This window comes from Bacillus litorisediminis (genome assembly GCF_022808645.1).
GTDB classification, from domain to species: Bacteria; Bacillota; Bacilli; order Bacillales; family JC228; genus Bacillus_BF; species Bacillus_BF litorisediminis.
In genome coordinates, this window is sequence record NZ_JAKZKT010000007.1 from 112,210 (window position 1) to 137,177 (window position 24,968).

At 40.4% G+C, this 24,968-nt stretch carries 21 protein-coding genes, 1 pseudogene and 3 riboswitches; of the genes and pseudogenes, 6 read left to right on the top strand and 16 right to left on the bottom strand.

Annotated elements, in window-relative coordinates; genetic code table 11:
- Positions 1–416 precede the first annotated feature (416 nt).
- Complete coding sequence (locus MLE14_RS05635; RefSeq protein ID WP_243297369.1) at positions 417–728, top strand: hypothetical protein; 312 nt, start codon at positions 417–419, stop codon at positions 726–728.
- Between the two features lie 81 nt (positions 729–809).
- On the opposite strand, the gene MLE14_RS22415 is transcribed toward MLE14_RS05635, so the two are convergent.
- From MLE14_RS22415 to MLE14_RS05665, 7 genes and pseudogenes are all read right to left on the bottom strand, one after another.
- Positions 810–1,439 carry a response regulator transcription factor gene (locus MLE14_RS22415; RefSeq protein ID WP_279326215.1) on the bottom strand — a complete coding sequence of 210 codons (630 nt, stop codon included), beginning with the start codon at positions 1,437–1,439 and terminating at the stop codon, positions 810–812.
- Positions 1,440–1,531: 92 nt separating this feature from the next.
- A riboswitch (cyclic di-GMP riboswitch) is annotated at positions 1,532–1,619 on the bottom strand.
- A 190-nt stretch (positions 1,620–1,809) separates the two neighbouring features.
- Complete coding sequence (locus MLE14_RS22695; RefSeq protein WP_390628295.1) at positions 1,810–2,772, bottom strand: methyl-accepting chemotaxis protein; 963 nt, start codon at positions 2,770–2,772, stop codon at positions 1,810–1,812.
- Positions 2,767–3,540 (bottom strand): annotated as a pseudogene (locus MLE14_RS22700) (HAMP domain-containing protein); the annotation flags it as partial. The pseudogene MLE14_RS22700 and the gene MLE14_RS22695, both read right to left, overlap by 6 nt.
- A gap of 48 nt (positions 3,541–3,588) precedes the next feature.
- A riboswitch (cyclic di-GMP riboswitch) is annotated at positions 3,589–3,675 on the bottom strand.
- A 215-nt stretch (positions 3,676–3,890) separates the two neighbouring features.
- Positions 3,891–5,063, bottom strand: a complete 1,173-nt coding sequence (gene purT / locus MLE14_RS05650) for a formate-dependent phosphoribosylglycinamide formyltransferase (RefSeq protein ID WP_243297371.1) — start codon at positions 5,061–5,063, stop codon at positions 3,891–3,893.
- A gap of 270 nt (positions 5,064–5,333) precedes the next feature.
- Positions 5,334–6,251, bottom strand: coding sequence for an aldo/keto reductase (locus tag MLE14_RS05655; protein WP_243297372.1), 918 nt, complete (start codon positions 6,249–6,251; stop codon positions 5,334–5,336).
- A gap of 104 nt (positions 6,252–6,355) precedes the next feature.
- A complete protein-coding gene (locus tag MLE14_RS05660; RefSeq protein WP_243297373.1) occupies positions 6,356–7,171 on the bottom strand; it encodes a YitT family protein in 816 nt (271 codons plus the stop codon).
- Between the two features lie 188 nt (positions 7,172–7,359).
- Positions 7,360–9,558 (bottom strand): 5'-nucleotidase C-terminal domain-containing protein, encoded by a 2,199-nt coding sequence (locus MLE14_RS05665; RefSeq protein WP_243297374.1) that lies wholly within the window; start codon positions 9,556–9,558, stop codon positions 7,360–7,362.
- A 264-nt stretch (positions 9,559–9,822) separates the two neighbouring features.
- Here MLE14_RS05665 and MLE14_RS05670 point away from each other — a divergent pair, with 264 nt between their 5' ends.
- Positions 9,823–10,251: an NUDIX hydrolase gene (locus MLE14_RS05670; protein ID WP_390628297.1), complete on the top strand. Its 429-nt coding sequence runs from the start codon at positions 9,823–9,825 to the stop codon at positions 10,249–10,251.
- 101 nt (positions 10,252–10,352) lie between these two features.
- Here the strand turns inward: MLE14_RS05670 and MLE14_RS05675 are convergent, their stop codons facing one another.
- The 8 genes from MLE14_RS05675 to MLE14_RS05710 all read right to left on the bottom strand — a co-directional run bounded on the left by MLE14_RS05675 (position 10,353) and on the right by MLE14_RS05710 (position 19,150).
- Positions 10,353–10,694, bottom strand: coding sequence for a hypothetical protein (locus MLE14_RS05675; protein WP_243297376.1), 342 nt, complete (start codon positions 10,692–10,694; stop codon positions 10,353–10,355).
- 120 nt (positions 10,695–10,814) lie between these two features.
- Positions 10,815–12,368, bottom strand: coding sequence for an NAD(P)H-hydrate dehydratase (locus MLE14_RS05680; RefSeq protein ID WP_243297377.1), 1,554 nt, complete (start codon positions 12,366–12,368; stop codon positions 10,815–10,817).
- Between the two features lie 407 nt (positions 12,369–12,775).
- Positions 12,776–14,323 carry an AbgT family transporter gene (locus tag MLE14_RS05685; protein ID WP_243297378.1) on the bottom strand — a complete coding sequence of 516 codons (1,548 nt, stop codon included), beginning with the start codon at positions 14,321–14,323 and terminating at the stop codon, positions 12,776–12,778.
- 16 nt (positions 14,324–14,339) lie between these two features.
- Positions 14,340–14,984 (bottom strand): helix-turn-helix transcriptional regulator, encoded by a 645-nt coding sequence (locus MLE14_RS05690; protein WP_243297379.1) that lies wholly within the window; start codon positions 14,982–14,984, stop codon positions 14,340–14,342.
- 169 nt (positions 14,985–15,153) lie between these two features.
- Positions 15,154–16,398: a cysteine desulfurase-like protein gene (locus tag MLE14_RS05695; RefSeq protein WP_243297380.1), complete on the bottom strand. Its 1,245-nt coding sequence runs from the start codon at positions 16,396–16,398 to the stop codon at positions 15,154–15,156.
- A gap of 73 nt (positions 16,399–16,471) precedes the next feature.
- Positions 16,472–17,683 carry a metal-dependent hydrolase family protein gene (locus tag MLE14_RS05700; protein ID WP_243297381.1) on the bottom strand — a complete coding sequence of 404 codons (1,212 nt, stop codon included), beginning with the start codon at positions 17,681–17,683 and terminating at the stop codon, positions 16,472–16,474.
- Positions 17,680–18,675, bottom strand: coding sequence for a threonine ammonia-lyase (gene ilvA / locus MLE14_RS05705; RefSeq protein WP_243297382.1), 996 nt, complete (start codon positions 18,673–18,675; stop codon positions 17,680–17,682). Before ilvA ends, MLE14_RS05700 begins: the two co-directional genes overlap by 4 nt.
- Before the next feature lie 13 nt (positions 18,676–18,688).
- Complete coding sequence (locus MLE14_RS05710; RefSeq protein ID WP_243297383.1) at positions 18,689–19,150, bottom strand: RidA family protein; 462 nt, start codon at positions 19,148–19,150, stop codon at positions 18,689–18,691.
- A 150-nt stretch (positions 19,151–19,300) separates the two neighbouring features.
- On the opposite strand from MLE14_RS05710, the gene MLE14_RS05715 reads away from it, so the two are divergent.
- The 3 genes from MLE14_RS05715 (at position 19,301) to MLE14_RS22705 (ending at position 23,174) form a co-directional block, all read left to right on the top strand.
- The gene (locus tag MLE14_RS05715) at positions 19,301–20,014 is read left to right on the top strand and encodes an alanyl-tRNA editing protein (RefSeq protein WP_243297384.1); all 714 of its coding nucleotides are present in this window, start codon (positions 19,301–19,303) and stop codon (positions 20,012–20,014) included.
- A gap of 399 nt (positions 20,015–20,413) precedes the next feature.
- Positions 20,414–20,508: riboswitch (cyclic di-GMP riboswitch) on the top strand.
- Positions 20,509–20,634: 126 nt separating this feature from the next.
- Positions 20,635–22,272, top strand: coding sequence for a GspE/PulE family protein (locus tag MLE14_RS05720; protein ID WP_243297385.1), 1,638 nt, complete (start codon positions 20,635–20,637; stop codon positions 22,270–22,272).
- A gap of 32 nt (positions 22,273–22,304) precedes the next feature.
- A complete protein-coding gene (locus MLE14_RS22705; protein ID WP_390628290.1) occupies positions 22,305–23,174 on the top strand; it encodes a response regulator in 870 nt (289 codons plus the stop codon).
- A 120-nt stretch (positions 23,175–23,294) separates the two neighbouring features.
- Here the strand turns inward: MLE14_RS22705 and MLE14_RS05730 are convergent, their stop codons facing one another.
- Positions 23,295–23,726, bottom strand: coding sequence for an RrF2 family transcriptional regulator (locus tag MLE14_RS05730; RefSeq protein WP_243297386.1), 432 nt, complete (start codon positions 23,724–23,726; stop codon positions 23,295–23,297).
- A 195-nt stretch (positions 23,727–23,921) separates the two neighbouring features.
- Between MLE14_RS05730 and MLE14_RS05735 the strand changes: the two genes are divergently transcribed.
- Entirely contained in the window at positions 23,922–24,788 is an 867-nt protein-coding gene (locus tag MLE14_RS05735; protein WP_243297387.1) for a sulfite exporter TauE/SafE family protein, read from the top strand.
- The last annotated feature ends 180 nt before the right edge of the window (positions 24,789–24,968 follow it).

Sequence of the window (24,968 nt, forward strand, 5' to 3'; positions counted from 1 at the left end):
AAAGTCCCAATTTTCAGAAATTTATTCCATTATATGCCTCGTCCCGCCCAATTTAGATAAGCCAAACTACCTATTTTAGTGAAACGGAGGGACGGTTCTCTTGTTTCATCCAATACAAAAGAAAAGAACCAAACTGGCTGATGGATTTACGCTATTGTAAGACAGGAAATCTTAATAGATTCAAATATACTACATGAAAGTGTATCTTTCCATCCTTTTATACAAAATATTCATAATTTTCATTATAGATAGAATTTGGGGCAAATCCCTTCATATCACTTCTAAATTAAAAGATTTAAACTCACTATCTGCTAGTCATTCCTTTAAATGCCTCATATTTTTTCATAGATTGGATAAAGTAACTTTAAATCAATCAAAAGACATACTTGGGAGTTTTGGAAAGGAGTCGGCAGTGGATGGATGCAAACGAAATAGCTTCATTTTTTGACCAAATGCCGGAGTTTACTAATCATGAAGAAGCAAGATCCTGGCTCAAAGAGCATTTTCGGGATAATTGTTTGTTTAGAGGGAGCGATACAAGAGACGGCAGGAAAATTTACTTGTATCATCTCGTTAAAAATCCTGAAGTCTACCATCAATATATGGAAAGCTTTGCCAGCCCTAAGCCTGAAGAACATGAAATCACAAACATGCAAACCTTTGAAAGCTATAACACTTTAGTTATTACAGAAGATGGAGATGTTACTGTTGAGTCAAAAAACAGATAAATACGGAAGAACTGGGGGGTGAAACACGGGGACGGTTCTCATGTTTCAATCTTTTTGAAACATGAGAACCGTCCCTTTGTATCATATAGAAATCCATCTCATTTGTTGGGCGAGAAGTACAGCTTTTGTTCTGTTTGGGACCTCTAGTTTTCCTAGAATGGAGCTTACGTGATTTTTTACAGTTCTTTCTGAAATATGGAGAAGTTCGGCGATCTCTTGATTGCAATAACCCTTTGCCATTAACTCAAGAATCCCCCATTCCCTTTTTGTCAAAAGCCCCTCTGGTCTGCTTACATGTTCCGTTCTGATTTTAACGTAGTCCGCCAGTAAAACAGACGCTAATTCGGGATGAATATATGTTTTCCCTTGTAAAACCGATTTGATGGCGTGTAAGGCTTCCTGTACTTCCATATCCTTATAAAAATAGCCGTTTAGTCCTTTTTTAAACCATTCCAAAAGGTCGGCATGTTTAACATTTGAGGTTTCTACAATAATTTTTTTATGATTCCGCTTATAGAAGTCTACCAGTTGAAAATGGTTTGCATCTGTATCCAGGTCAACAATAATCAAGTCCGCTACATTCTTATAAAGTTCCTTTTCTTTAGACGAACTATAAGCTGAAATAGAAAATCCGGCTAAATGTTTTTCTAAAATATTGATGAGCCAAGACCTTTTCAGGCATGGCTCTTTTAAAACAGATATGCTAGTCATTCCTGTTTACTGACATCCTTTCTTTTTGAGCAAAAATATTATTCCATAACGATGACAGAATAGCCAAAAAGATTAAAATAAACTTACCTTGTTTTGGCAGCCCGGCTATCATAGCCTTAATTGGACCTTAGACCCATGACTTTGCGTCCTACCCTTTCGGAAAGTTGACCTTTACTCAATTTTATACGAACCTCTTTAACATGTTATAAATAATAGAACCTTAAAATCAATGATATTACGTAAAAGGGTAAATATGTACTAGCTTAAACAATGAAAAGGCCTAAGACTCTCTGACAGTCTTAGGTCTTTTTTAACAAAAAATAGTATGAGTATGTGGCGGAAAATGAAACGGGAGAACCGTCCCTCTGTTTCACAATTTGAAACGGCCGATTAGTTCGTTTAGTTCTTCGGCGAGTTTGGCAAGGTGGTCGGCGCTGCCTGCTACTTCTTCCATGGAGCTGCTTGTTTGCTGTACGGTGGCTGAGGTTTGTTCGATCCCTGCAGCAGATTCTTCTGTAATGGCTGCAATTTCCTCGATGGACCGGTTCATTTCCATATTGCTTGCTGCAATATCAGATAAATTGGAAGCAATACCTTGAATACTAGTGACCATCTGATTAACGGATGACTCAATTTCAGCAAAGGTTTCACCAGTTGTTACGATTTGACTGGTTCCTTTCTCTACCTCTTTATATCCGCCCTCAAGAGACGCCGTGACGGCTCCTGTTTCGCTTTGGACTCTGTTTACAATGACAGTAATTTCAGTTACTGATTGTGAAACTTGTTCTGCCAATTTTTTTACCTCTTCTGCTACAACAGCAAAACCCTTTCCGTGTTCCCCAGCCCTTGCAGCTTCAATGGCAGCATTTAAGGATAACAGATTGGTTTGCTCTGCAACCTCTCTAATGACATAGACCAGCTTTGAAATTTCTTTTGACCGCTGTTCTAATCCTTTAACTTTATTAACAACCTCTTGCACGATTGAATCGATCTTCGCCATTTGTTCAACAGATAATCTCATCAATTCACCGCCAGCCTTGGACTTTTCCAATACCTGATGGGAAGTATGTAAAATATGTTCTCCGTTGCTATTGACTTCTTGAACTTTTGCCGAAAAGGTTTCCATAGCTGCTGAAAGCGCACTTGCCGTATTTGCTTGTGATTCGGACCCAGCTGAAAGTTCTTGCATCGTGGAAGCTACTTGGAAACTGCCCTCTTTTACCTCATTAGCCGACTGCGTTAATTCTTCGCTTTGTCCGTTGACCGCTTGAGAAACCTGGCTAATTTTTTCCAAAAGATCTCTTATACTCTCATTCATTTGATTGGAGGCCATTACGAGCTGCCCAATTTCATCCTTAGATGTGGTTGACAAAGGTTCCTGACTTAAGTCCCCTGCTGCGATGGTTCTCATTCGATTCATTACATTTTGTATCGGTCTTGTAATGGTTCTTGAAGTAATGGCAGCTGTTACAATTCCTAAAATAATCACAGCGAGCGAAACCATTAATCCAACTAAAATAGTCGAAGCACCACTTTCAACAATCTCTTGTCCCTGTTCTTCCATGGCCGCTTCCCGATTATTTGCCAAAGTTCTAAACCCGCTAATTAATCCCTCAGCCATAGGCTGTACTTTTGTGGCCAATATTTCTATAGCCGACTCTGTATTCCCCTTGTCATATTCAGCGAATACTTCGTTGATAATCATATCCCGCAATAAAACACTTGAATCAATTAAAGTTTTAACTTCTTCTGAATCGCTTGCTTGCAGAACTTCTTCTTGGATTTGCTTACTCTCTTCGGTTAATTTAATAAAATCTTCTTTATACCCTTCGTAGCCATACAAGACATATCCGCGTGCGGCCGAGACTCTTTGTGAAATATTAAAGGCCAGGGTTTCATCCGCAATCAATAATGGGAGTTGCTTATTCACCATATTTTCAGTATCATCATTAATCCGCTTTATTGAAAAATAACTGTATGCTCCCAGAACCAAGGTTAAAAATATGAGCACCGAAAATCCTAGCAGTATCTTGGTACGAATACTCTTGAAGTTAAAAAACTCTTTCATTATGACACCCCTGTTTGATATAAATAACTCCATAAAAAAAGCTACTCTAACGAAAGAATAGCCAAATCAAAATCTGTTATGTTTGGCAACCTGGCAATCATAGTTCAGTTGAACCTTAGACCCATGGCTTTGCGTCCTCCCCTTTCGGAAAGTTTGCCTTTATCTAACTCTATATTGAGATATTATGGAAGCCAAACAAATTTTATCACTTATTGACAATTTTCGACAAGCACAATATCTAATTTTATGAAAAAAATAAGGAAGCACGTGTTAACCACAGTGCTTCCCTAGTTTCTGGGCTGGAAACATTTTTTGTGAAACGAGAAAAATCGGGGGCCTCCAGAAACATGTCGAAAATGAAACAGGAGAACCGTCCCTCTGTTTCACTTTATCTCAATTTTAGCTGCAGCCTTTTGTGCGAGTTGGAGGGCGGTTTCGACGGTTTCTCCTCTGCTGAGAATGACTGCCATGCGGCGGCCGATGGTTGCTTTTGGTTTGCCAAAAATGCGGATTTGTGTATTTGGGACATTTAGGGTCTGTTCGATTCCTGAAATTTGGTAGTCTTCACTTTCAATCGTCGCTTTAATGGCATGGCTTGCACCCGGTGACAATAATTCTACACCCGTAATTGGAAACCCTAATACCGCACGGACATGTAACGCAAATTCGGATTGATCTTGGGTTACTAATGTAACCATTCCTGTATCATGTGGTCTTGGAGATACTTCGCTAAAATAAATTCTGTCCGGAGCAATAAAGAGCTCTACTCCAAAAAGACCGTACCCGCCAAGCTCATCCGTAATCTTTTTCGCAATCGCTTCTGCTTCCCTTATTTGCTCTGGTGACATAGCATGGGGCTGCCAGGACTGAATATAATCTCCATCCCGTTGCACATGTCCAATTGGAGGACAACAAATCGTTCCTGAAACGGAACGAACCGTTAAAAGCGTAATTTCAGAATCAAATTGTATAAATTCCTCTACTATCACTCTAGTACTCTTTGCTCTCCCGCCGCTTATAGCCTCATTCCACGAGTTTTCGATGTCAGCCTCTGTGCGGCATATCGTTTGTCCTTTTCCAGAAGAACTCATGATAGGCTTAATAACGCATGGCAGTCCAATTTTGTGTATTGCTTGTTTTAATTCCTCCAAAGAATTTGCAAACTCATATTTAGCCGTTGGGAGTCCCAGTTTTTCACTCGCTAGCCGTCTGATTCCTTCCCGATCCATCGTGAGCTGGGCAGCATACGCAGTAGGGATCACATTGAATCCTTCCTGTTCCAGTTCCACTAAAGTCGCGGCGGCAATCGCCTCTATCTCTGGTACAATAATGTCTGGATTTTCTGCTTCTATAACGGATCGAAGCTGTCCCCCGTCCAGCATATCAATTACATAAGAGCGGTGGGCAACCTGCATCGCTGGTGCACCCTCATAACGGTCTACCGCAATTGTTTCGACACCTACTCTCTGTGCTTCAATAATCAGTTCCTTCCCCAATTCCCCTGATCCTAAAAGTAACAGCTTTTTTGCATGCTTCTTATTTGGTGCTCCGTACATGATACCAGCCTCCTAAAACGCCTTTTCCTTTAATCATAGAGGATTTTACCGGAAAATATCAAGGTATTCGAAGCTAATTAACGAACAATATTTAAAATTTATCCATTAATGTTCATATTTTTTGTGTTAGGAGTTAAATTTTTGACCTCCAAAACAAAAAGGCAGTAAAAGTATCTAAGGAGGTTTTTCCATTGATACTTTTACTGCCTTTGATTCATCATATCGTGTGTACAACAAGGAAATCTGGGTGCACCTGATACCGCCTGTATATTACGGCAGCTTGTTGCCTGCTGCCCGATAGAGTTCGTACCACTCTTGTCTTGATAATTCTATATAAGAAGCTTTTGCAATTTCCGATAATCGCTGCGGGTTGGTTGTACCGACGATTGGCTGAATGTTAGCAGGATGGCGCAGAATCCAGGCAATGGCTATGGCTGAAGCCGTTACACCCTTAGCCTCCGCCAGTTCATTTAGTTTTTGGTTTAACTCCGGAAACTTTTCATTTCCAATAAATACGCCTTCAAACATCCCGTATTGGAATGGCGACCAAGCTTGAATAGTCATATTGTTCAGGCGGCTGTACTCAAGTACTCCACCTTCTCGAACAATGGACGGATCATGAAGCATGTTTACATTAAAACCAGCATCAATCAACGGAGTATGCATTAAACTGAATTGAAGCTGATTAATAATCAGGTCTTGCTTCAGGTATTTCTTTAATAGCTCAATTTGCATTGGGTTTTGATTGCTAACCCCAAAATAGCGGACTTTCCCGCTTTGCTTTAGCTTTGAAAAAGCTTCTGCCACTTCCTCAGGTTCCATCAAGGTATCCGGCCGGTGCAGCAGCAAAATATCGATATAATCGGTTTTAAGACGTTTCAGACTTCCGTCTACAGAATCCAGAATATGTTCTTTGGAAAAGTCAAAAAACCCCTGTCGAATCCCGCATTTTGTTTGAATAATCATGTTTTCCCGAACAGTGGGATTCATGTCAATTGCTTCTGCAAAAACTTCCTCCGAACGTCCGCGTCCATAAATATCAGCATGATCAAATAAATCAATACCTGCTTCGAGCGCAGTCTGTATCAGCACCGCCGCCTCTTCTTTTGAAAGCTGGCTCATCCTCATACAGCCTAAAGAAATAACTCCAGCTTCTAAATCACTTGTACCTAGTCTGATTTTTTTCAAGACTAATCCCCCTTTAGAAAGAGTAAACTTGGTATAGTTAAGAATATCAACGTACTTGTTGAATTAGGAAGGCACCCGCCCGATTTCAGGCTGCATCCTGGAATTCACCCCGCCATTTCATGCACGCCATGTACGGTTACATAGGCGGATTGGTCGATGCCTTTGATAATATTTTTGACTTGGGCTAACTCATGCTTGCTTATAACTATATAAAGGACATCTTTTTGGACCCCGGAATAACCGCCGCGCCCCTCTAAGACAGTTAGTCCTCTCGACATTTTAGTAGTTAAAGTTTGTAAAATCCGGTCAGGCTCAGCGGAAACTATCATAACCGCTACTCTTTCATCCAGTCCCTCTACAATAAAATCGATTGCCTTTGCGCCGATATAGACCACAATCAGCGTATACATAGCTTTGTCCAGACCGATGATAAAAGCGGAGCTCGCCACTACAATGATATCCATCACTAAAATGATGGTTCCCATGCTCCAGCCCCACAGTTGATTGACTAACCTCGCAAGAATCGTCGTGCCCCCTGAAGTTCCTCCAGCGCGTAAAATAAATCCAATACCTGCACCTACCAATAATCCGGCAAAAATAGCAGCCAACAGAGTGTCCTCAGTTAGCTGTCTGCCAAATTCTTCAGTTATGTATAAGAAGCTGGAACTGGCCCCAATTGTTATTAATGTATATATGATGGTTCTTTTTTCGAAATATTTTAATCCCACCAGCAAAAGCGAAGCATTCAAAATAAGGTTAACAATGCCTGGTGACCACCCGAAAAGATAATGGACAATCACGGTAATCCCGATAATCCCGCCTTCAGATAGCATATTGGGAATTGTGAAATAGCTGATTCCGACCGCAAAAAGCAGCGATCCTAATAAAATAAGACTGATATCCTGAATGGTTTTTTTCATAGCTGCCCCTTTCACCTGTTCAACCAGTGATGAATTTATCTTTATTCTATCATCGATTTCCTATATTTAACATACATAAAAAGAAGGAAGACTCTAGACGCTCTAAAGTCTCCCCTCTTAATCTGCTATTTCTCAGCAAGTTAACATTCCTTTGAAAACTAGAAAATTCCCGGCGTGCCAGGTACCATTTACTCTGCAGCCACATCTACAATTCTGCCTTCAACGACCGGGTCAACGGTTCCTAATTTCACAACATAATCACGTAGATTTTCCCAGTCGGCGAGTCCTAGGTCAGTCACGCGACCCTCTTCATATGCTTTCGCAAAGACATCAAAGCCATCTCCGCCTTTTGCCGTAAAATTATTGGTTGCTACGACATAGGTCTTATTTTCATCAAGCGGCGAGAAGGTTCCGTCCGCTTCTTTGACTTCAACTGATACGACTCTTTCGCCGGCTGGTTTACTGCTGTCATATGTGAACTTCATACCAGCTACATGCAAGAATCCGCCGCTTTCGTTTGGAGCATTTTGAACGCTATGCTCGAGTGCCTCAATAATCTCCGCACCAGAGAGCTCCATGACAGCTAACGTATTGCCATATGGTAAAACGGTTAGAATTTCTCCTAAAGTAATCGGACCCTCATTAATCGCAGCCCGGATTCCCCCGCCGTTTTGCATAGCAATCACGGTATCTGGATTAAATTCTTTCGCTTTATCTAACATTCCGTCTGCAATCAAGTTTCCAAGTTCGGTTTCGCTATTTCTTACACTAATTGGATCCCCATTGCCAAGTCGCGGGTTAGCCAGTTCTTTTGCTGCAACTGCACCAGTTTCAGAGTTTTGCACAGCTTCAATTTTAGAAGAATAGGTTTCTAGCAGTTTCGCTGCTGCAGGATCTGCCGCTTTTTCCCCAATATCAATCAGTTCCCCGGCATAGCCAACAATTTCTCCGTTCTCGTCAAACTCCACATCAAGGGTTCCTAAATAATCGCCGTATTGATAGGCTTGTACAATAAGAGTTGGTTCTTTTTTGCTGCCTTTTTCGCCCTCACCTACCACAACTGGCTCTGCCAATTCGGTATGACTATGACCACCGACAATAACGTCAATGCCCTCTACCAGTTCCGCAAGCTGCAGATCGTTGTCCACTGCAGGGTTGTCGTCAAAACCGATATGAGTAAGGGCAATGATTTTATTTACTCCTTGAGCTTCAAATGCATTAACAGTTTCTTGAGCAGCTTCTACATAGTCTTCAAATACAATCTTACCAGGGCTTGATAGATTAACCGTCTCTTCAGTCGTCAGGCCAAAGATCCCTACTTTTTCACCATTAACCTCTTTGATGATTCCGCCATAAATGTTACCATTCTCCGGCGAATCCGAAATCGTTCCACCCTGATAAATTTCATTAAATAAAGCATCTCCCGAAAAATCAACATTCGCACTGACAAATGGGAAATCTGCTGCTTTTATAAAATCAGCAAGCCCTTCATGACCTTCAGGCTGGCTGCCTAAATCAAATTCATGATTTCCGAACGTCATGGCATCATAGCCCATGAGATTCATAAACTCTAAATCCGCCAATCCCTTAAACTCATTAAAATATAACGTTCCTGAAAAAACGTCCCCTGCATCAAGTAACAGCGCATCCGGTTTCTTCGCCCTCACTTCATTTACCGCCGTTACCCGCTTTGCTGCATTATCTAAATGTGCGTGTGTATCATTTGTATGCATAAGCGAAAGCTCAAACGTATTATTTTCTTCAACGAATTGTAAAGTACGGTAAAGATAAACAGCAAAGGTTGCCCTGTTTACTGGAGCTTTTGGTTGATAGGATTTAAGCTCTTCTGCTGAAATGATTCCATTTTGAGCTAAAATTTCTACATTCTTTTCATGGGCTGGAGTTACATTCTCAAGAGTCAGATCCTCTGCACCCGGATTGAACTTTAAATCAAAAGCTCTAACCAATACAGATGCCATCTGTTCATGAGTGATAGCTTGTCCAACACCAAACTTTCCTTCTGATCCATAAAAAATACCCGCTTGCTTAGTCGCTGCTACCGCCTCTGCAAAAACAGAGCGTTCACTGACGTCTTCAAACGTTTTTAGGTTAGCTGGAACAGGAAGACCTAAAGCTCCTTTTAATAGAATCGCCACTTGCCCTCTAATAATAGGCTGTTCCGGTCTAAATGTTCCGTCTTGATAGCCATTGATAATACCACGTTCTACTAAACTGTAAATCTCAGTTGCTGCCCAATAATCATCAGCCACATCGGAAAATTTTACAGCTTCGGCAGCATAGGAAACAGAAACCGCTGCTGGAGTGATCATAGCTGTTGCTGCTAATGCTGCGAATAATTTTCGATTAGCTCTTGGTATGTACGCCATTTCATTCCCTCCAGGATTTAATTTTGCAATCTCAACAAACATTGCATTTGGCGAAATATGGATAAATATAGATAGATTGCCCTTTCATTATAAGTTAAGCATCTGGCAGTTAACAGAACAATCAGTGTTTTGTAAATGTTTTGTTAAGTTCTTTAGCTAAAAATGTATAATTACGCTATGATACTATTTAAGTAATTTAATCGTAAGGTGGCTATAAACTTGAAGTATACACTCTGCTTTATAGTAAAAGAAGATAACATTTTAATGCTATTTCGTAACAAGGAACCAAATAAAGGAAGATGGAACGGGGTCGGAGGAAAAATTGAACCGAACGAGACTCCGTATGAAAGCTGTATAAGAGAAGTATATGAAGAGACCGGTTTAACAGTGGTGAACCAAGTATTTAGAGGCATAATTTCTTTCCGTGGAATAGAAAGTATTTGTCTATTTGTTTGTGATGAATTTACAGGAGATCTGATTGAATCTGATGAAGGAATACTAGAATGGAAGAGTATAGAATGGATCTTACATTCCAATCACGTGGTTCCAAATATTCCTTTATTTATCGAGGAGATTTTAGACTTTCAAAATGAACCTAAAATATATGATTGTATTTTTACTAAAGAGGGCAAAATGACTTCGTTCCAGACTTTTTCCTTAAATAAGGAAAGGGTTTATACATATTCTAACTAGAGGAGAATATGGTTTTAGTTTATGAAATTGATTAGCTACCAGTTGAGTTTACTGGTAGCATCCATATTTCTATACTGGAGCATAAACGCAATAAATTGCATTTATAATCTTTTCATTCTTACATTATCAACATGAGCCTTTTTTACTTGATTATCAACAAGCGTATATTTCCGTAATTTACTATATAATTGATCCACCTCTTCTCTAGTCATGATATTTAGGGAGGTTTCGATATCCTTTTTAATACTTCTAAGTAATGACTTTCTCTTGATCACTTTAACATTCGGAGAAGTAACATTCATTTTTTTTAACGTACATCGAATGGTTTGAAAAAAGGTATTTCCGCTTACTTCCTTATACTTTGATTCACTATACTTACTATATGGAGGGACTATAAAAAAGCAGACAGTCAAAAAGAATACCAAAACTATGATAATTAACAAATTTATATCACTCCAATTTCCCCATATTCCAACTTCTGACAAGTTGTTTTTTTATTTATCGGTTATAAATTTTCTTTTTAAATGTTTTTGTTGGCTATTTTAATGGGGGACAGGACGACTTCAGAAAAGTATTGCTAATTGATGCTTGATCGAGTCAATAATATCAAGAGGCATAACTCCGTAATGGGAAAGTTCCTTCGCCTTTTCTTCACCGGCACGTGCGTGTAAATAGCTCGCTGAAACCATAGCATGCAAAGGGGTTGCACCTTGTGCAAGAAAAGAAGCAATCAGCCCAGTTAATACATCACCGCTTCCCCCTTTGCCAAGAGCGTCGTGACCAAAAGGATTGATATAAATGGAACCATCTGGGCACGCAATAATCGAACGGTGCCCTTTTAAAAGCAAAAATACCCCATGATCATTCGCAAATTTCCGCGCGACTTCGATTCGATTTTCTTCAACTTCTTTAATAGTTTTGTTTAGGAGGGTGGCCATCTCTCCCGGATGAGGAGTAATAATGACCGTTCCCTTGCAGGATTTTAACAAACCCAAATCATTACGAAGCAAATAAAGGGCATCGGCATCTACAACAATTGGCTGATTCTGCAGGATGGATAAAAAACTCTTCATCCATATCTCACCATTTGGAAATCGGCCCATTCCCGGCCCGATCGCTATACAGTCAAACAGCTGCAGCCGCGAGCTGATTTCCGCAATTGCCAGATCAGAAAAATGTCCATTTTCACCCGGCAGCGGCAGCATTAACGATTCTGGATTTTGAGCAGCAACTATTGGATAAATAGATTCTGGAACAGCTAACGTTGCTAATCCCGCTCCACTATGTAAAACTGCTTTTGCAGTATATACAGGTGCACCAACGTATTGACGAGATCCGCCAATTACAAGAGCATGTCCAAATGTACCCTTATGTCCCTGCTGCGGCCTAGTTGGGATGGAGGTTTTCACAAGCTGTTCTGTAATAACCTGAGGCATGTCCAACCCTAACACAGATGTAATGGATGGAGGCACTGATATGTCAACGGCTTTCCACTCTCCAACACACTTTGGGCCATCTTGTAGAAAGAACCCTTTTTTCGGATAGACAAAGGTGATTGTTTTTGTAGCTTTAATTGCTGTACTTTCAACCTTTCCGCTATCGCTTTCCACCCCTGAAGGAATATCTACGGAAAGAACAGCTTTTTTGCCTTGTAAAGCATTGACCATTGAAATGACTGTTTTAAATGGCTCCCTTACAGCACCTTTTACGCCTGTCCCTAATATTGCGTCAACAATAATGTCCGCTTTATCGAATTCATCTTCTAATTTGGTTAAGTTATCTTGTGCCCAATTATGTAAAACTGGCAATCCTCTATTCACATAGACATCAAAATGAATTTTGGCATCTCCCTTTAATCGGTCGGGGTTTACTAATAAACAGAGAACGGGTTCCCAGCCGATATCAAACAGTCTGCGGGCAATGACAAAACCGTCACCGCCATTGTTCCCTCCCCCTGCTAAAATCACCACTTTGCGAATGTTGCCATTGGTCATGGCCACAATTTCCTCAACTACTCTTGCACCTGCATTTTCCATAAGCACAACGCCAGGAAGACCAATTTTCTCCATCGTATATTGATCCATTTGTTGCATATCCTGTTGCCCTGCAGCAAACATCTCCCATTCCTCCTCTATAAAACATTTATACACGGTAAAAGCAAAGCTGCCATAATAATCCGGATTATTCTACCGACATTTTACCATTTATTTTATATTACTTACCGAAGCACTAAGCAATGGTTGTGAGGAGAAGCGGCTGGTTCATTAATGATGGACTGTAAAAATAGACGAGTACCGTAAACCCTTATTCTTTTAGCTGGATTCCCGCCCAATTATTCGGATTCCCCCATACACCAGACTAAAATATCTATTTACAACATACTTAAAGGCCTGATCCCCCAAAATGATGATCTAACCGGGGGAGAAGGCCTTTAAAAATAGCTTTTACGCTGAGCTACAACACCTAATTGCTTAAATTATTTTCCACCTAATTTCTGAAACGCAAGAACCGTCCCTCTGTTTCATTATAGTTTAATATAAACTCCAGGTCCTAGTGGAAGCCCTAGTAGGTACCAGATGGAAAATAGAATGATCCAGAAGATGCCAAATGCAAATGTATATGGAATTAGCGACGAAATTAGGGTTCCAACTCCCATATTTTTGTCAAATTTTTTCGCAAAGGATAACAGGATCGCAAAATAAGCCAGCATTGGAGTAATCGTATTGGTAATTGAGTCACCAATTCTATATGCAACTTGTGTAAAAGCCGGGCTATAGCCAAGAATCATAAACATTGGTACAAATACTGGTCCAAGCAATGCCCACTTTGCCGATGAACTGGCAACCAGCAAGTTTACTAAGGCCGTAAAAATAATGAAGCCAATTAAAAGCGGCAAGCCTGTTAAACCGATATTTTGCAGCAGTTCCGCTCCTTTGATTGCAATAATAGCGCCAAGGTTACTCCAGTTAAAATAGGTGATCATTTGAGCGGCGATAAACGCAAGTACAATATAGTACCCCATTCCTGACATTGCTTTACTCAGCTGTTCCGCAACATCCCTGTCTGACTTGATGCTCTTTGAGCCAATTCCGTAAGCTAAAGCCGGAATAAAAAAGAACAAGAACATAATTGCTACAAGAGAATCCATAAATGGCGAAACGATTAAAGAACCTGTTTCAGGATCGCGCAGAAGGGCATTGGACGGAACTGTCAATGCAAGCAAAATTACCACATAGACACTTAATGAAATGGTTGCCCATCTCAATCCTCTTTTTTCATCAGATGTTAACGATGTATCATCTTGATCCTCTGGGATTATTCCGGTATAAGCTCCCAGCCGGGGTTCTACGATTTTGGTTGTTACAAATACAGCAACTGGCAAAAGTACAAAGGTAGAGGCTAATAGGAAGTAATAGTTCATCGCGGGATTTGCTTTAAACTCTGGGTCAATAATTTGCGCACTAGATTCCGTAAAACCGGCAAGAAGCGCATCCAGAAGGTTAACCATGATGTTTGCACTAAAGCCGCCTGCGACCGCTGCATATGCGGCAACAAGTCCGGCAATCGGGTTTCTTTTAAGAGCCAGGAAAATCATGGCTGCAACAGGAGGCAATACAATTAAAGCAGCATCAGCGGCTGCATTTCCGACGATTCCAATGAGGACAATAATAGGCAGTATGAGTTTGGTCGGTGCAGCAAGAACAACTCTTCTCATAAAAGCAGAGATCAGACCAGTAGATTCTGCTAGCCCAACACCAAGCATAACGACTAATACCAGACCTAAAGGCGGGAAGTTAACAAAGTTATGAACCATTTCAGAAAGAATCCGCTTGATTCCTTCTCCATTTAATAAGTTGACAGCTTCAATCTTCTCTTTTGTAGCAGGGTTCACAGCGGTCCATCCAGCTGCACTGCCTATAGCAGATACTACTAGGATAATAGCTGTAAAAATAACAAAAAGTGTCAATACATCAGGCAGCTTATTTCCATTTACTTCAATCCAATCTAAAAACCGATAGAAAAGGCTTTTCTTCCTGACTTTATTCTTAACATTCAACTCAGGGTTCCCCATTTTCTTTCCTCCTCTATTAAGATTTCTTCTCAAGATAGTTGTAAATTGTAAATTTTGATACATCCAATAATTGTGCGACATTATGCACTGTGCCCTTGATGAGGAATAATCCCATTTCATCCAGTAATCTGATAAACTCCATTCTTTCGTTCTTTTCCATTAGCCCTATCGGTTTGCCAATTTTCTCTATTGCCCGGTCAATCATTCGTTTTTCTAAATCAGTCACTGATTGCGGAAAGGACTCTTCTTCTTTTTCTTCATTCACATTGATCATTTCATCCAAAAGGGTACTTGCCATACTTAATAGAGTGAGGTCGATGTTGATACAGAGACACCCAACGATTTCTCCCTTATCATCACGGATCATGATGGATGTAGACTTAATCTTTTTTCCTTTCATGCTTTTGTTCGGGTAATTTAAAAGGAGATTTTCCCCGCGCCCCTTTTTTAAAATCGAAAGGCCAAGATCAGTCATAGGTGAACCAACCTCTCTCCCAGTAACATGTCCGTTAAAAATAGCAACAATGGATGACGATACATCAGTTAAATCATGAAGAACTACCTCGCAGTGACTTCCAAATGTTTTAGCAATTCCTTCAGCAATGGGAAGGTAATTTTTAAAAATCGGATGATTAGCCTTGTCAATATCGATTTGACTCATGCACATCCCTCCCCCTTTTTTATATAGATTTCACACCGAAGTAACTTTATTTTGTATAACCCGAATTTACCGGGGTGAGTTTGAAAATTCAGACTTAAAAAATCCGCATTCACTTAATGCGTGACATTTTTAGGAGATTTCTAAGGGTAACGACTCATTCATTCCAATTTTAGAACATAACTTTTTTATAATTCTGTTCCAAATAAGTTTCTAAACCTTTTTTAAATTGTTGAACTTCCTCTTTTGTATTGTAGGGAGCCAGTCCGATTCGAATCCACCCTCCAACCGAGTACACTCCTAAAATTCCAGCCATTGTTGAGGCATAGAAATCTCCATCTGCAACGCACATGTTATATTGTTTGGCCAGCCAGGCAGTTGCCTTTCGTGAGTTCTGCTGACCGATTGTAAACGCAAAGGTAGGTGTCTTTGGACCAGAAGGAGCCCTGAATAAGCGAATTTCAGGCAAGCTTTTCAAGAAACTTTCAATCTCATCTGAAAGTTCGTTTTCATATTTTTCTATGGAACGCATTCCCGAAAGGAGACGTTCTCGCCGTGTCGGACCTTCTCCTAACTCTTCAATAAATTTTATGGCCCCAATGACTCCGGCAATTCCCTCATGGTTCTGTGTGCCTGTTTCAAGTTTATAAGGAATTTCAGCCGGTGCAGGCTCAAGCTTATAGACTGGCAGCCGTTCAAATAAAGATTGGGCGACCACAGCAATCCCCACATGAGGACCAAAGAACTTATAGGCAGAGCAAAGAAAAATATCGCAGCCAATATCTTTGATATCTATAGGCAGATGAGGTACAGCATGAACAGCATCAATAACTGTTAAAGAATGAACTTCTTTTGCCCTTTTCACAATCGCTTTAACATCCGTAACAGTTCCCGTGACATTCGAAGACATTCCTACTGCTACAAGCTTAGTTTTTGCAGTAATCAACTCATTCAGGCTATCCAATTTTAAAGTATAGGTCTCAGGGTCAAGCTTAATAAACTTAACAACCGCGCCTCGATCCTTTGCAAGGGTTATCCAAGGATCAACATTTGCCCGATGATCAAGCTCGGTGACGACGATTTCATCCCCCTCCGCTATAAAACTGCTGAGACTCCTTGCAATCGAGAAAGCAAGTGTGGTCATATTGGCCCCAAATGCTACTTCCATTGGCTTGCAGCCAAGTAAATCTGAAACCCACCCTCTTGCCTCATCCAAGACCGCATCCGTTTCAATACTGGTTTTAAACGTACCATGAAGATTGGCCATGCCATTACGTATATATCGATACATAGATTCAATCGCATAATCCGCCATTTGAGTTCCGCCAGGTCCGTCAAAGTATAGGATCTGTTTTTCATGATCGAGGCGGTTTAGCGCAGGGAACCTGCTTCTAACTTGTTCAATAGGGAAATCCACGTTTCATTCAACTCCTTTGATAGATAATAAAAATCCAGCATATCAGGCTTTTTCTCCCAAATCTTTTAATCCGCTAAACGGTCAGTTCTTCTTTCTTATGTGAGGTGTTCTGGTGCACTAACCTGCCATTAGCAAAAACATAAACAGGCTCACGCAAGCACTCAATATCTTCTAAAGGATTTCCTTTAACCACAACTAGGTCGGCTATTTTCCCTTTTTGGATTGAGCCTAACTCACGTTCCATTTTGATTGCCCTTGCCGCTCCTAATGTGGCGGAATAGATTGCTTCGAATGAAGTCATTCCATACTCGATCATGAGGGCAAGCTCGTCAACTAGAAGGCCTGGCACATTGAACGGTGTCCCTGCATCGGTTCCAGCCGCTATTGGCACACCCGCCTTATAGGCCATCTGGAAGCTTACCTTATGATCATTGATAATTTTTTTTACTTTATTAATCATGTAATCCGGAACAGTGCCTGGTTTATCCAAAATTAACCTTGGTGCTAATAGTGTCGGAACCAGATAAGTTCCTTTCTTCAGCATAAGTTCGACTGCTTCTTCATCCAGTAAGTAAGCGTGCTCGATTGTCGTTACTCCTGCCCTGATGGCATTTTTGATTCCCTCTGTGCCAATTGTATGGGCAGCTGTTGTCTTTGATGCATTTTCTGCTTCCTGACAAACACATCTTAACTCTTCCTCCGAAAACTGAGTCGCTCCGGGTTCATTCCCTTTCGTTAATACTCCGCCGGTCGCCATAACTTTTAATAAATCTGCTCCCGCCTTAAGCTGAGTACGTGCCGCCTTTCGAACTTCATCGCAGCCATCAGCCTCAATTGCCATCACATGTCCATGTCCTCCAGTCATAACAATCGGCCTTCCTGCTGCAAATACGCGAGGACCGACAATAGCTCCAGAAGATACTGAATTCCGGTAGGAAATATCTACGTTATACCTCGTACCCAGATTACGTACTGAGGTTATCCCTGCCTTCAAAAACTGATATCCCTGCTGCACAGCTTTTAATGCAATCTCTTCTGGCCCCTCATCTTTCATGCTTGCAAATGGATCCGGAGATGCATCCATACCCAGATGAACGTGTGAATCCATCAAACCGGGAAGCAGGGTCATGCCTGTACCGTCAATTTCTTGAATCGCAGAGTCCCCCTCACCTAACTGTTGACCTACACCGAGAATTCCCTTTTCATTAAAAAGTACTTCACCCTTCTCGATTACTTCCTCACCATGAAAAGTTATAATGCGAACATTGGTTAATTTAACGTTCATTTTATTGCCTCACTCTTTTTATAGTTTTTATCACTATATTCTTTAATGAGAGTTTGATAGAGTTCAAAGCTGATATTTCCTCCGCTGACGATGACTGCCACTTTTTTATTTCTTAGATTTATATGGCCATTGATCATGGCTGCCATTGCCGCTGCTCCTGATGGTTCAACGACTAGTTTCGCCCGCTCCGCTAGCTGTGAAACGCATTCTGCAATCTCAGACTCTTTTACTAAAACCAGATCATCCACATATTTTTGAGTGTGTGCAAAGGTGAGTTCCCCGGGTTTTTTGGCCATTAAACCATCTGCAATGGTATTTACCTTCTCTACTTCCACCGGATGTCCATGCTGGAGGGAGGTGTACATGGCAGTTGCTCCTTCCGTATTAACTCCGATGACTTTTATAGTTGGTTTTATTTCTTTTATGGCCGCTGCTATTCCAGAAATAAGTCCGCCCCCGCTGACAGGTACGATAACCGCGTCAAGATCAGGCTTCTCTTCTAATATCTCTAACCCTATGGTTCCCTGTCCGGCAATGATATGTATGTCGTCAAAGGGATGAACCATCGTGAGTCCTTCTTCCAAATGGAGCTGATATGCTTTTTCATACATGGCAATCGAAGTTGTTCCATATTCAATGGCCCTTGCACCATAGGACTCGATGGCATTCTTCTTGCTGGCAACTGGATTTTCCGGCATCACAACAGTAGCTCGGATCCCCAGTTTCTGTGCCGCGTACGCCGTTCCAGCTCCATGATTTCCTGCTGAAAAAGCAACAACTCCCTTTGATTGTTCTTCAGCTGATAAGTTTGCAATTTTGTTATAAGCGCCGCGGATTTTAAATGAGCCTGTTTTTTGGAGATTTTCCGTTTTTAAATAAATTTCATTCCCAGAAAGCTTTGAAAAGGTGCTTGAATCTTGAAGAGGAGTAGGGATAATGACACCGGCTAGATTGGCTCTCGCCTGTTGGATCTGATTTAGCGTTACGAACATTTCTATCAGCCTCCTATTGGATGATTTCTGCAATCATTTCGATTTCTACAGGAATATTAAACGGCAATACGCTTGTTCCGATCGCAGACCTGGAATGCTTTCCGTTTTCTCCAAGTACTTCTGCGAGGAAATCAGACGCACCGTTAATTACTTGCGGTTGCTGATAAAAATCTTCAGCACTGCTGACAAAGCCCAGGAGTTTGATAATGCGGATATTCTCTAAGCTGCCGACTTCCTGTTTCATTGTGCTTAATAGGTTAATAGCCGAAATCCTTGCTGCATCGTATGCCTCTTCAGGGGTAACCTCTTTTCCAACTCTTCCTGTATACACAGGCTTACCGTCAACAAATGGCCCTGCACCGGAAAGATATAGTAGATTGCCACTGCGTCTGACTGTCACATAATTAGCCATTGGTTTAGGGGACTCTTTTGGCCAAGCAATTCCTAAATTTTTAATCTTTTCATCAATTAACATAAATGGCCTCCCTTTAAAAGTTTTAATTAATATTATGTCATAATTTTCTGACATATCAATAAATTTTTTGTAATTTTAAAAATTTTTTGTATCCTTCTCTTTACTTGGTTATAATGGTCAAAAAAGAAACAAAAGAGGTGCGAGATCATCGTGACAAGGGAACTATATTTGCTAGACAGCTATCAAGCAAAATGTGAAGCTGCGATTCTAAGTATTGATGAGGACAAAATCATTCTTGATCAGACCGTTTTTTATCCGACAGGTGGAGGGCAAGAGCATGATACAGGCTGGCTGCAGCAAGGTGAGGTTAGAGTAGAGGTACATAAGGTAAAAAAAGAACAGGGAGAAATTGTCCATTATATAAAGACTCCTGGAAAAATATCAGTTGGGCCAGTTCGTGCAGAAATTAATTGGGAGCGAAGACATGGCTTAATGAGGCACCATTCTATGCTCCATGTGCTAGGATCGGTGTTTTACAAACATTATGGCTCTCTTTGTACCGGGAACCAAATCTATGAGGATAGAGCAAGAATTGACTTAACAGGAATCACCGAACTTGGAGACGACGAACTTATGAAAATGATTCATGAAGCAAACATCGAAATCTTCCATAATCACCCGATTACAACCAGAATTGTACCTCGAGAAGTAGCCGAAGCTATATCCGGTTCAATTAAAACTGTCGTGAATTTAATTCCCGAATCCGTCAGGGAAATTCGTCTTGTAAAAATTGGTGAAATCGACGAGCAGGCATGTGGTGGAACACATGTAAAGGAAACCAAGGAAATCGGTAAAATCATTTTGGAGAAAACGAAGAATAAAGGAAAAGGCATCACGAGGCTTGAGCTGCACGCTGAAAAATAGCAGCTCCCAACGAACAAATATGTATCTGCAGAGGAAAAGCAAGCCTGCCCTTCTCCCACAAGATCAGAGGGCAGGCAATTTACTAAAACATTAAAAATCCTATACATTATAAAAATTATTAATTTGATAGAAACAGCTATATAGGTATATATTCTTTATATTTTTTAGAGGGATTATCTCCATCAGCTAAATAAATGGAAGTTACCTGTGATAAACGACCTATAATAAATTGTCAGAATACGTATAATTTTAAAATAATAGTCCTTTAAAACTAGATTTAAATTAGTGATATCGCTCTATGTTTAGGGTTAAGTCTTTCTATTATAATTTAACTAAATAGCAGGAGGGTATTTTTTCCTAGTGATAGAAATTCTTCCAGCATACGCGACATGACAAGTGAATGATAAAGGGCAAACCCGTACGAAAGTCGGGGACGCAAAGCTACGAGTCTAACCTGGCCAGGATTTGGCTGGCATGATCGTCGGGCCGCTCAAAACCACTTGTCTTTTTATGCCCTTTTTTTGTAGAAATTTAGGGATTTTTGTCAAATCAAATACTGATTTATAGCAATTATATTCATTTATTTTTTATAAAAATCAAATATCAAGGAGGTAGGTCCCATGCGAATCGGTGAACTTTTAATCATGAATGGTCTGATTACAGAAGAACAGCTGGAAAAGGCACTGCAAAAGCAAAAGTACACGTTCAAAAAAATTGGCGAGATTCTGATTGAAGAACAGTTAATTACGGAACGGCAATTAGTAGAAGTTCTGGAATTTCAGCTTGGCATCCCAGTCATTGATTTGAATGAGAAGTCCCTAGATAAAGCAACCGTCCATTTGATCCATGAGTCAGTAGCAAGAAAACACTGCATGCTTCCAATTGAACAAAAGGATGGCAAGCTAAGAGTAGTTATGGCCGATCCTTTAAATAAAGAAGCGATTCAAGATATTCAAAGTGCCACAGGTATGGCGGTTCTTCCATGCCTAGCCCCAAGAAGTGAACTTGAATCAGCAATCATCAATCAGTACGGTGTCCTCGATTCAGTGAAGGAGCTATCCGATATTATCGATTATGGGATCCAGCAAAATGCGAGTGCGATCCACCTCGATGCACAGCCAGATGGGCTTATAGTACGTTACAAAATTAATAACAAACTCGAAAAACAAAAAACGATTCCAAAACAAATGCAAGAGGCTGTACTGGGGAGACTCAAAACCATTGCAAATTTGAATACGTCAGAAAGAAAGCTTCCTCAAACTGGGGTCTTCCATAAAAAAGCACAGAATGTTGAATATACGATTCGGGTTTCGACCCTTCCAACGATTGATGGTGACAGCGCTGTCCTCCACTTCTTCAAACAAAGTGATACCATCTTAAATCTAACAGATCTGGGGCTAACGGATTCAAATTTAGGCAAATTGAAGCAAGCAACAGAACCGCTGAAAGGATTAATCCTGATCGCAGGACCTGCAGCTAGCGGAAAGACAACTCAAGCTTATTCTCTTTTACAAGAATTAAAAAATGATAATAGAAAAGTTGTATCCGTCGAAGGTATAGTCAACCGGAGAATAAATGGTGTCATGCAGGTAGAAATTAACGAATCAAATGGATTTACATATGCGGATGGGCTCCGATCTGTAATGAATCTTGATCCGAATGTCATAATGATTGATGACATTCCTGATGCTGAAACCGCAGAAGCAGCGATCCGAATTTCTTTATCAGGACGATTAGTAATCGGTTCGATTCACGGAACAGATGCGATCCATACTATCAAACGCTTAATGGATATGGGGATTGAGCCTTACTTAATTGCCTCTTCCCTTTCCTGCATTGTCGGTCAAAGAATCGTTCCAAAAATTTGTGAACGGTGTGCTCAAAGTACTCCAGCGACTGATTCTGAAATCAAACTGTTTGAGGCTTATAACCTATTAGACTATGACAACCATAAAGAAAAGAGCCGGATTGGCAACTTCCGTACCTTCGTAGCCGCTAATAAAAATTCAAAACTGCCGGTCGTTCGCGGTGAGGGCTGTAAGATATGCGATAACTCAGGTTACAAAGGCTTTATAGGGATTCAGGAGGTTCTCATGATTGATGATGGACTGCGTGAATTAATTTTGAACAAAAGCCCAATTCAGGAATTTAAGCAATATGTGATATTACAGTCATTTAAAACGATGATATATGACGGGCTAGTGAAAGCGCGAGAAGGTATTACTACTGTCGACCAAATTTTAAAAGCCGTTAATTAAAATATAAAAACAACTTATTTGGGGGAATGAAAATGTCTTATTCTTTTTTAATAGTAGATGATACAAGCTTTATGCGAAAAATGGCAGCTGACTCTTTAAAGCACCAGGGGTATATTGTAGCTGGCGAGGCGGCTAACGGGAAAGAAGCCGTTCAAAAATTCAAGGAACTGAAGCCTGATGTTGTCATGATGGATTTGACGATGCCAGAAATGAATGGACTTGATGCCATAAAAGAAATTTTTAAAATCGATCAGGATGCCGTTATTTTAGTATGTTCCGCAAGCAATCAGAAAGACATGATCCAAGATGCTTTGGAGGCTGGAGCGGTCGGATATCTAATGAAGCCATTTAAACCAGATTATATGAACGAAATTATTAAAAAGTATGCGATGCCACACTTAAAAAAGGATGAGAATGAGGTTGAAGCCGTTAAGGCTTCAGAGGAGCAGGAAGAAGACTTGGAGGACGTGATTGAGGACTTAGAAAAAGTAAAAGAAGAATTGGAATTTTCACGGGCAGAAGCAGCAGCCACTGTGACTACAGTAGTGGAGGAAATCGCGGAAGAAAAACCTCAAGCCGTAGTAGCTGTGCCGGAAATGCAAGCTGCTCCAATTGAAGCGGACCCAATTCCAGTTAGAGAAGAACCAGCTGCAGCGTATAAAGCGACAAGACCTGTGAGAGAAAGCAAAATTAAAATGTCTACCAGCTACATTTGTAATTGGGAAGAAGATATCAAAGGTGAAAAAAGAAATTTTGCTGTCACCTATACTGAAAATGATCAAAATATCTGCTTTGAAATGACGGATCCAAACCATGATAAGCAAACGATACAGTTGTCGCTTGATGGGTTTTTGGAGTTATATGGCTGGCTGGAGCAGAGATTGGAAGAAGTAAATCGATAATAATTAGACATGTAACAGAAAGGCCGGACCCCGGATAATTCTAATGTGGGTCTGGCTATTTTTTTATTTTATTTATGACACTATTACAAAGAAAAATTGAAATTAGGGGACTGTTTTCGTTTATCTTTGTTTATAGAATTTATGTAAGTTCCCGTCCAGTAAATCCTTTAATGTTGTATGGTCTAATAAGTCTGCAATCGTATCTCTTACAAGCGCCCATAATGGCTTTAAAAGACAGCCTTCTTCTAATGGACAACTCTCGTAAGCCGTTACACTCACACACCCCATTGGAGCCAAAGGTCCTTCTAAATTGCGAATCACTTCCCCAATGATGATGTCACTAGGGTTTCTGCTTAATTTGTATCCTCCGTTCACCCCTCTTTTACTATGAACATATCCGTTTCTTTTTAGCTGCAAAAGCAGTTGCTCCAAATAATTAATAGAAACTAATGTCTTTTCAGAGATTTCTCCAATCGGCACTACTCTATCTTCGCTGCGCCCTAAAAGGATCAGTGCACGTAAGGCATATTCTCCCCGGCTAGATATTTTCATACTTAAACAACTCCCTTATATCTGGACAAATATTGATTTTTCACGTTGGATCGAACCCTTTAGCAGGACAACTCATATTGTACTTTAGAAACTTGATTAGATTAGTCAACAATTACAAATCTCTTATTCATCTTCTAGCTCAGTTATTCCGATTCATTAATCTACTTCAGGAAAAATTTTAAACGGGGTGTTAGTTTGAGACGGCTAATTGTTCTGGCTTTGATTGGGCTGGCAGCACAGCTAGTTGATGGTTCCTTAGGAATGGCATACGGAGTCACTTCTACTTCATTATTACTTTTGTTCGGAATTTCTCCAGCCATTGCCTCTGCCTCAGTTCATATGGCAGAAGTAGTAACAACAGCAGCATCAGGAATATCACACATTCGCTTTGGAAATACGGATAAACAAGTGGTCTATAAGTTAATCATACCCGGTTCAATCGGTGCCTTTATCGGAGCTTTTTTTTTAGGCAGCATCCCGGGTGATATCATCAAGCCTTATGTTTCAATTTTCCTTTTAATATTAGGGATTTACGTCATTTATCGTTTTATGTTTTTCAAATTTCATCCCTCTGAACAACAATCAAAGAAGATCATGGGGAAGAAACATTATGTCCCTCTCGGCTTTATTGCCGGCTTTTTTGATTCGGTTGGCGGTGGCGGCTGGGGTCCTATCACTACACCTGTGTTACTCACCAGCAGCCAAATGGAACCAAGAAAAGTGATAGGCTCCGTCGATACAAGTGAATTTGTCATTGCTATATCAGCTACACTTGGATTTTTATTAACTTTAGGGTGGGAACAGATTCATCTTCAATGGGTAGGTGCCTTAATGATTGGAGGGATCATTGCAGCTCCGATTGCTGCTTGGTTAGTCAAGATTATTCCTGCTAACCTTTTAGGAACATTGGTTGGAGGAATTATAATTATTACAAATATCCGAACTTTATTAGGGTCATTCAATGCCTCGCAAACAATTTATATCTTCACTTATTTAGTACTTTCTTTCCTTTGGATAGCTGCTGTGATTCATGTCATTTTGAAGATGAGGAAGATGTCATAACTCTCTTAGATTTTAAAATAAAAAATACCAGACATTTCATTAAAAATGTCTGGTCAGATTGAAGACAAAAGGCATTTGGGAATGTTTTTATTCCAAAATGCCTTTATGATTTTAAGAATTTTTCTCAGAATCCATCTTAGAAATGAGTGTGATTTGTCTATTATTCTTATTCTTTATGCC